The organism is Streptococcus sp. 1004_SSPC (assembly GCF_001069025.1).
GTDB lineage: Bacteria > Bacillota > Bacilli > Lactobacillales > Streptococcaceae > Streptococcus > Streptococcus vestibularis.
Genome location: NZ_JWGQ01000047.1, coordinates 1 through 5,358 on the forward strand (window position 1 = coordinate 1; position 5,358 = coordinate 5,358).

Here is a 5,358-nt window from a genome sequence, read left to right on the forward strand (position 1 = left end):
CAACTTGATCGTAAAAGACGCTATCCCCTGGATTTACATAAAATTCAGCCTTGGCAGACACCTATTGAAAAACGTCTTTGTTCGTTTAAAAATTTTTCTCGTTTCATATCAAATATTCTCTCTGTCGAATTGATGTTACAGGTTGATTGTAACACTTGGCGACATACATTACATTTATTTTACAGAGATATTGCCAAATATTTCTAGCTTATACACTAGTAAACCAAATTTTTTGACTTGTTTCCACTTAAATCATAAACTGTCCGTTCTTCATCATAATCGAAAAAATGACCGACTTATACTTACATTTTCGTTATTTTTCCAAAAAAGCAAAAGTAAAAGAAAAAAGATTACTAAATAAATAGCAATCTTTTCGTACTAGTTTCGGTAATATGGTCCGTTTGCCCCAATAACAAGATAATCTGAGCTTCCTACTCCTCCTGCCACAACGGACAAGGCTACACTATCATCTTGAGATACAACCGATGCATTGAATGTATTATCTGAAACTCCTTGAGGCTTCAATTGAGCAGTGTAACCTGTTGAGTTTTTAATTATTGTACCATCAGCGTTAATTGTAACTGATTCACCACTCGCATTAGTCCAAGTTCCCACAATAGAGCTAATATCACCATTATCAAGGGCGCCGAAGTTAAGTGATGATTGACTATTATCTGTCCCCTTCTCAGTTTTAGCCTTATCTGTTCCAGCTGTAGAATCAGCAACTTGCCCACGATGTATAGAGCCTTCAGTTTGATTTTGCTCTTGAGAAGAAGCTTTAGGTGCTACTGCTGAAACCTGATTGTCATTTTCTTCATTTGAAGCTACTGACGATGAGGTTTGACTTGATTTATTATTCTTCTTATTTGTCTTACGTGAACTTGACGAAGTTGTTTGACTCGTTCTTACACTTGACTTGACTGTACCAACTCGTGCAGATTCATGGCTGTTAAACTTAGTTACTAGGAAAATAGCAAGAATAACAATAATGAGAGCTAAAACTGAGCCAATAAGTTTACTTGTGGTTTTCATAAATTATGTTCCTTTAATTATTTTTTACGTCATAAATATAACATTTTTATTTCTATATTTCAATAATGTTACATGAAGTAATATAGAAATGTTTTCCTGCTATCCTCTAATAACAGTTATCCTTTATGTCTTAGCTAATAGCAATATAACGACGTGCACCTGAATATGATAAATAAGAAATCCAATAATGACCATCTGCCTGAATAAGGCTGTCATAATTCACTGTATTTCCAGCATCATAGTATGCCAACTCAGGTGCAGAAATCTTTGGTTCTGCTTTGATACTTGCATAGCCTTTAAAAGTATAAACACCACTATTAGGAATTAATGGTTTAGAAGGATTAGATGTAGTTGAAGCACTTTCTACAGTTGTAGTTGTTCCACCTACACCAATTTGTTTACCACTATCAGTAACATAATAGAGATGGATAAGATATTCTCCTCTGTCATTCTTATGATCACTAATTTTTACAGAAGTCTTATAGGTACCATCAGATTGTTTAACAGCTTTATACCATTTCAAATCATCTTGCCCATTTTTTACTGACCAAATTGGAACTTGAACTTCTTTTAGTCCAACATTACTTGAAACATTTGAGATCACAACATCAAAGGTACCTGACTGGTCATTCTTATTTAAAACATTAATGGTTCCTTTAACCTCTGGTTTTACCTCAGTTGAAAGTTTTTGTACTGGAATATAGCGACGGTTTCCTGCATATGATAGATAAGAAATCCAGACATAACCGTCTGCTTGGAGTGTTTTATCATAATTGACAGTATTTCCTGCTTCATAATAGGCAAGTTCTGGGGCAGATATTTTGGGTTCAGCTTTAATGCTTACTCTCTCTGTAAATTGATAAGATCCTGAAGAAGCTATACTACTTCCCGTATTATTTGTTGGCGTCGGAGCGTCAGGAATACGTGTATTTCCACCTTTTAAGTCTTTAAAATGGATGTAACCACTTGCAGAGTTTCTAGGAATAAACCTATGATTATATCGATTTGTATAACCATAGTTATATTCTTCAATCTCAACATTTTCCCCATTTACACCTACAACCCATGCAACATGAAATCCCTTATTCCCAGTAAACCATGCAACCGAACCAGCTGACGGATTCATGTCAACACGATAGCCTTCATTTTGAGCACGATAGCCCCATAGATTTGCATTACCGTAAGCATAAGGAATTGTAAATCCATTCACTGTACTCAATCTGTAAGCTACAAAAGAGACACATTCACGTTTATAAAATCCCCAAGGATCAACTTCAACATAAGGTACTGCAGCATTCGGCCATGGGTAGTTGTCTCCAATAACAGTACTTCTTGACATAGGTCGTCTGATATTTCCAACACTAAATAATCTCGAATAACCAGTTCTTGGTTTTGACAGTTTATTATCTGTTGTAATTTCAGGAACTTTTGGTTCAGAAATTTTCTCTGCTACAGTAACTTTTTCAGTCTTCTTATCTTCACGCACCTCGGACTCAACTTTTTTATTTACCTCATTTGAAATGTTTGGGGTAGTAATTTTTTTATCAGATGACTTATCAGTATTTGTCGCTAGGTTAACCTTTTCTTCTACTGTTGATATTGGTTCAGTAGTATTTTCAACTTTGTGAGTTTCATCCGCAATAACTTTTTCAACATGCTGAGAACTTTCGCTTGCCTTTTCTGGAGTCACAGCACTTGAAGGTACTTCAACAGGTACCAAACTTTCCTTTGAAACTGAAACAGTAGCTTCAGAAAGGACAACCTCAGCATTTGAAGAAGTTACTTTATCTGACACAACTCCATTATCTCTAGTAATACTTGTAGTTGTTTCAGAAACAGCCATTTGCTCATCAGCATGAGCAGTCTGTACACCAGAAAGTAGGAAAACTCCTAAAAGAACAGAAGCAGCACCAAAAGAGTACTTACGAATTGAGAAACGTTGAGCAACATGGTAAAAACTATTTTTCATAATAATATCTCCTTGTATTTTTCATAGCTCTTTCCTATGCAAAAGAGTATAGCACGACTATCCTTATCAAACTGTTGTAAGTCATAAACAGTCAAAAAATTGTCATTACTAGCAATTTATTATATTCGTTTACATGGAATATAAATATTATTATCATCTAGATTAAACAATCGACATTTTGGGAATTTTCTATCATTCTAAAAATATATGTCCTTTGAAAACAAATATCAAGTCAGTTACATTTTTTATTTTTAGCGTCTATTTAGAATGATAGTCTTTAAATCGTGTTAACAAAGAACAATTAGGATACCTCCCTAAAATCTCTCAAACAGTGGACAAATATATACCATGTCCATTCCCTTTGCTTGAGTAACTAATTTTAAAGATATGATATAGAGTATATTGATAGATTCTCGAGAAGTATTTACTCTTTTAGTACTACTTTCCATACAAGCCTCAATATCTCTAGTCTTTCCAGTTTATATACGTATCAATTGACGTATTGATAAAACCTCTTCACAATCACTTAAATATAGATATAGAGGCGAGATTCTCTCAATCTCTTTTTTTATTTCTTTTTTAATTTAGAAAAATAACTTACCTTTGCCAACAGAAAGGTGAATTTTTCCAAATAATTTTGGAAAAAGAGGATGTAATCCTAGCCGTCTGCAAGACCACAATAATAATGACTCTGTCATTATGTATATTGTGTTATAAATAGAGTCAGACTCTGCTGACTGTCTCCATCATCTCCTAAAAAATTCATCATAAGCTGTTTTTTTATTTTCAACTTATCAGACATAATTAATAAATAAAGGAGAAAGTTATGAACAATGCATATACTATTTCAGCTCACTTTGGAAAAAAGATGAGTCGTGACCATAATATTCGTAATCGCAACATAACCAACTCAGAGGATCATATAGACCCAGATGGATATCTTAAAATTATAGAGGATAGGCCTATCAAACAGGCTTATTATAAAATTTTCGGACAGGCTGTTCTTGACTATAATGCGAAACAAACTCGATCTGACAGACAAATTATAGACTATCATACGAAAGTACTTTCAGCTTATAAACGTGATCCCAATCGCAATCCTGCTACTAGCCATGAGGCGATTTTTACAATAGGAAATGTTAACCATCATCCCACAATCACAGAATCAGAAAAGATTCTCACAGATTTTTTAGAACAATTCAAAAAAAATAATCCTAACGCCATCGTTTTCGGTGCCTATTTTCATGCAGATGAGCCTGGTTCTGCCCCTCATCTCCATGTTGATTTCATCTTAGTCAAACGGCAAAATAAAAGAGGCTTAAGCATTCAAGTCGGTCAGGAAGGTGCCCTCAAAGAAATGGGTTACTACACATCAGGATCTAAAAAAAATAAAGATTTAGTAACGGCACAAACTCGATGGCAAGCAGCTCAACGCGAACTACTTCGAACAACAGCTAGGAATCATGGATTACAAGTTCAAGAAAGTGGCAAATCTAAAACAATAGCTAACCATCTGGACACTGAGCTTTACAAACGAACTACAAAACTTAAAAACTTAGATCAAAAAATTGAGGAGAAAAAGATGTGGGCTGAAAATGCTAAATCTGAAGCAGAGAAAAATAAAAAGGAGCTGTCAGAAATCTTGAGAACTAAACAAGAGTTAGACATTGAAATTCAGATGAAAAAAGCAAACCTCGAAGAGATTACTAAAATTAAAAAGAAAAATAAAGAATTAAGAGAGGAGAATACTTTTTTAAAGAAATCAATTAATATTCTGCAAGAGAGTATCGATCTAGCCGAAAGTTGCTTCAAAACATATTTCTTAAAACATAAAGAGAACCTCTGGAATATATTTAAACAAAAACTGTCTCAAACATTTGGTTCTAAAAAATACGAACGTTATAATATTATTCGTCATGATACAGAATTAAATGAAAAACTTGCACAACACGAACGAGATTACTTAGAGGGCGAAAGACGTGATCCACCTCCTACACAACTATTTGGATATGATGCTAAAACTGATAATGAATCAGATTTTACATATGAGAATGAACAGATATAGAGAACCTTTCAAGATTGATTAGTGACTAACGAGTACTCGATATGAGTTGGTCCAATATAAAAGTTTCCTTGCTAATTTAGCAAGGACTTTTTTTATGTTTACATTTTTATTTTAAGTTTAATAGGTTCAACTTCTTTTAAATTTATAGTCACATTTTTTTCGTTACATATGGTACTGATATTAAACTTTTATTCTCCAACACATACTAAAAAATTTTAGTCAAAATTACGGTTTTTAAAAATCTCTTAAAATCTATTTTTTTCAAACATAATGTCTAAGAAGAAAAATAATA

General features: G+C 33.5%; 4 protein-coding genes. 2 read left to right on the forward strand and 2 right to left on the reverse strand.

Going from position 1 to position 5,358, the window contains the following annotated elements; translation table 11 throughout:
• Positions 1-207 (forward strand): hypothetical protein (locus ADF62_RS11250; protein WP_204371881.1); only part of this gene is annotated, 207 nt, incomplete at its 5' end.
• 171 nt (positions 208-378) lie between these two features.
• On the opposite strand, the gene ADF62_RS03435 is transcribed toward ADF62_RS11250, so the two are convergent.
• A complete protein-coding gene (locus ADF62_RS03435; protein WP_048788078.1) occupies positions 379-1,032 on the reverse strand; it encodes a DUF6287 domain-containing protein in 654 nt (217 codons plus the stop codon).
• 130 nt (positions 1,033-1,162) lie between these two features.
• Positions 1,163-3,001, reverse strand: coding sequence for an SH3 domain-containing protein (locus ADF62_RS03440; protein ID WP_048788079.1), 1,839 nt, complete (start codon positions 2,999-3,001; stop codon positions 1,163-1,165).
• Between the two features lie 826 nt (positions 3,002-3,827).
• Here ADF62_RS03440 and ADF62_RS03445 point away from each other — a divergent pair.
• A complete protein-coding gene (locus ADF62_RS03445) occupies positions 3,828-5,066 on the forward strand; it encodes a hypothetical protein (protein WP_048788080.1) in 1,239 nt (412 codons plus the stop codon).
• Positions 5,067-5,358 lie beyond the last annotated feature (292 nt).

Coding starts and splice junctions, on each gene's coding strand:
- ADF62_RS03445 (WP_048788080.1), top strand. CDS start 3,828: ATGAACAATGCATATACTATTTCAGCTCACTTTGGAAAAAAGATGAGT.
- ADF62_RS03440 (WP_048788079.1), bottom strand. CDS start 3,001: ATGAAAAATAGTTTTTACCATGTTGCTCAACGTTTCTCAATTCGTAAG.
- ADF62_RS03435 (WP_048788078.1), bottom strand. CDS start 1,032: ATGAAAACCACAAGTAAACTTATTGGCTCAGTTTTAGCTCTCATTATT.